Annotated in this window: 5 protein-coding genes; 1 reads left to right on the forward strand and 4 read right to left on the reverse strand. The window is 26.5% G+C overall.

The features are described from left to right. Positions 1 to 136: 136 nt before the first annotated feature. Genes tsaB through rfaE2 form a run of 3 tightly spaced genes read right to left on the reverse strand, consistent with a single transcriptional unit; the run spans position 137 to position 1,767 of the window. Positions 137 to 829 carry a tRNA (adenosine(37)-N6)-threonylcarbamoyltransferase complex dimerization subunit type 1 TsaB gene (gene tsaB / locus GIL12_RS09855; RefSeq protein ID WP_163470303.1) on the reverse strand — a complete coding sequence of 231 codons (693 nt, stop codon included), beginning with the start codon at positions 827 to 829 and terminating at the stop codon, positions 137 to 139. Then, on the reverse strand, positions 810 to 1,274 hold the full coding sequence (gene tsaE, locus GIL12_RS09860) for a tRNA (adenosine(37)-N6)-threonylcarbamoyltransferase complex ATPase subunit type 1 TsaE (RefSeq protein WP_163470304.1): 465 nt from the start codon (positions 1,272 to 1,274) through the stop codon (positions 810 to 812). The genes tsaB and tsaE overlap by 20 nt, the downstream gene beginning before the upstream one ends. Before the next feature lie 31 nt (positions 1,275 to 1,305). Further along, positions 1,306 to 1,767 carry a D-glycero-beta-D-manno-heptose 1-phosphate adenylyltransferase gene (gene rfaE2 / locus GIL12_RS09865; protein ID WP_163470305.1) on the reverse strand — a complete coding sequence of 154 codons (462 nt, stop codon included), beginning with the start codon at positions 1,765 to 1,767 and terminating at the stop codon, positions 1,306 to 1,308. Positions 1,768 to 2,021: 254 nt separating this feature from the next. On the opposite strand from rfaE2, the gene GIL12_RS09870 reads away from it, so the two are divergent. Continuing rightward, positions 2,022 to 2,813, forward strand: a complete 792-nt coding sequence (locus GIL12_RS09870) for a hypothetical protein (RefSeq protein WP_163470306.1) — start codon at positions 2,022 to 2,024, stop codon at positions 2,811 to 2,813. A 57-nt stretch (positions 2,814 to 2,870) separates the two neighbouring features. Here the strand turns inward: GIL12_RS09870 and GIL12_RS09875 are convergent, their stop codons facing one another. After that, complete coding sequence (locus GIL12_RS09875; RefSeq protein WP_370456718.1) at positions 2,871 to 2,954, reverse strand: IS3 family transposase; 84 nt, start codon at positions 2,952 to 2,954, stop codon at positions 2,871 to 2,873. Between the last annotated feature and the right edge of the window lie 2 nt (positions 2,955 to 2,956).

Raw genomic sequence — 2,956 nt, forward strand, 5'->3', positions numbered from 1 at the left:
TAAAGATTTTACTGTTTCTCCTTTCAACCTTCTTTCATAAATTTCTATTTTTTGTTTATTTGTTAATTTGGACATAAGAAATGCACCCTCCATCTTATTTGTCTAAGATTTTGGGTGCACTACATTTTAAGGTCTTTTATTTATTTTTTCTTTCTTGTTCTTCTTTTTGTCTTTCTGCTTGAGTTTTACTTAAATAAAAAGGTTCCATTGTATATAGGTTATCTTCCTTGGAAATTGATAATTCTGCAACTATAGACGCCCTTGGTAAAGTTAAAGAATTCTTGGCAAATTTTGCATTTTCATTTACAACTTCACAGATTAGATCCTTATATTTTATTGCTCCATCTCCAAGATAAAGTGTTTTTTTATTCTGTCTTGTTTCTAAATATTCTCTTAATTCTCCAACTGCATATTCTTCTAGTCTCTCTAGAGAACCATTATTATATTTATACAAACAATGGTATGCTCTTTCTTTTCTTGCATCTATTAGAGAACAAATTTCAACATCATTGTCTGTTGACATACTAGCTATTGCATCTAGTTCATTAACTCCAGCTATTTTAAAGTCCCCTGAGGATGCTAATCCCTTTGCTGCTGCAACTCCTATTCTTATACCTGTAAATGATCCAGGCCCTGTACTTACAGATATTTTATCCACATCTTTCATTTGAGTACCTGTTATTTTTAAAAGATTATCTAGTTGCACCATTATATTTTCTGAATGTGTTTTTTTTATATTTATTGTCATTTCCCCTACTAATCCAGTTTCTGTAGAGTATAGCGCTACACTACCTATGTTTGTTGATGTATCAATTCCCAAAATTAACATAAGATAACATCTCCTTTTCTTTTTTTTCGTTCCCTATATATTTTATCTCTATTTTTCTTGAATTTTCATCATTATAATCAAAACGTATTTCAATGTATTCCTTTGGAAGCTCACTTTTAATAATATCTGCCCATTCTATTAGTAAAACTCCTTCATTATTTAGGTAATCTTCGTAACCTACTTCATATATTTCCTCTGCCTCTGAAAGTCTATATACATCAAAATGATAAAGGGGCAATCTTCCAGAAAAATATTCTAAAACATAGTTGAAAGTGGGACTTTTTAAATTTTCTGTAACTCCTAAGGATTTAGCAAATTTTTGTGTAAAAGTTGTTTTCCCTGTTCCTAAATTTCCAATTAAAGCTATTACATCTCCTTTATTTACAAAGTTTGAAAGATTCTTTGCCAATAAATCAATTTCTTCAAAACTCATTATTTTTTTCATATATACCCTTCCTTTTATAACTTTTTAATTATTATCTTTTTATTTTGTTTAAAATGTTTGTTGTTGATTTTCCCTCTACAAAAGATAATATTCTTACTTCTCCCCCATAAGATTCAACTATTTTTGTTTCTGGTAACTGATCTTTAGTGTAATCTCCACCCTTTACATGGATAGACGGTTGTAATTCTTCTATTAATCTTTCAGGAGTATCCTCTTTAAAAATAACTGTATAATCAACTGGTTTTAAACCACAAAGCATTTCAGCTCTGTCATTTTCTCCATTTATAGGTCTAGTATCCCCTTTTAATCTTTTTACTGAATCATCTGAATTTACTCCGACAATTAATACATCCCCTTGTTTTTTAGCTTCATTTAAATATCTTAAATGTCCAACATGTAAAATATCAAAGCATCCATTTGTAAATACAACTTTTTTGTTTTGAGATTTTAATTTTTCAATCAGTTCTTTTCCAAATTTTCTATCAATTATCACTTATTTCCTCCTATAGATTTTTATATCTTCATTTGATTTTACACTATTTTTATATTTATATCAACTATTGAAAATCCAATATCTATTATTTCATTTTTATATTTTATTTCTATTTTTTATTGAAATATTGCTTTTTTCAATTCTTTTTTATGTTTTTATTGATTTTTTTTAAATTTTACTTTATTTTTTAAGCATTATGAGGTAATATTATAGAAGTAGATCTTTTTATTTTTAATATGAGGGGGGGACTTTAAATGAAAAAATTATTAGAATTAGGGTTTAAAAAAATAGGTAAATGGAGTCTTGTTGATAATGAATTAAATTTTGAAATAGATTCTTTAGCTAAAAACACTAATGTTGTAGTTGCTTTTGCACAAGGAGAATCTGTGAAATTTATTTCTTTAGCTGAAGATTCTCTAGAAATTTTTTTAAAAAAGCTATCTAGTGATGGTGATGATCAAAAATATTTTTCAAAAATTGTTAATTCTTTAAAAGAAGAACTTCAAGAAAATAATATTGAAATTTATGCTATGAAAAACAAAAAATTCTTTGGTTTTATGACTAAATTTTCAAAGGAAGATATAACTAAAATGATTCACGATTTCTCTCCTTTATGGAATCAAGAGAATATTAAAGACAGAGTAAAAAATATGCTAAAAAAAGACAGAAGTGCAATTAAGAAATCAGAAAAAGAAAAAATTAAAAAAGAAATTAAAAATCCAGGTTCAACTAAAGCTAAACCTAAAAAAGAACATCCTTCTTATATCTTTGTACTTACTAAAAGTTATTATGAAAGAGGATTTTTCAACATAAAAACTAGTTACTCTCATTTGGTTTCAGATGATAAGGTACCTATAAATATTGTTTTAGACTCTAAAAAAACTATTGTTGGTAGAATAAGTAGAACTGCCAATGCAACTAAAATTGCAAGGGTCATTGGAAACAAACCTTTAAGAATTTGGTTTGAAAACCATTCAGGAATAAACAAAGAATTAAGAATTACATTTATTAACAAGAAAAAAATAAAGCTTGAAGCTTTAGATTAAATAAAAAAAGACTACAATTTGTAGTGAACCCATTTTCTTGGACATGAAATTTAATATTTAATTTAAGGATTGATTCCTGTATTCTGCAGGAGTTAATCCTTTTAATTTTATTTTAATTCTCTGATTATTATAATAATCAATAT

This window comes from Fusobacterium sp. IOR10 (genome assembly GCF_010367435.1).
Taxonomy (GTDB): Bacteria; Fusobacteriota; Fusobacteriia; order Fusobacteriales; family Fusobacteriaceae; genus Fusobacterium_B.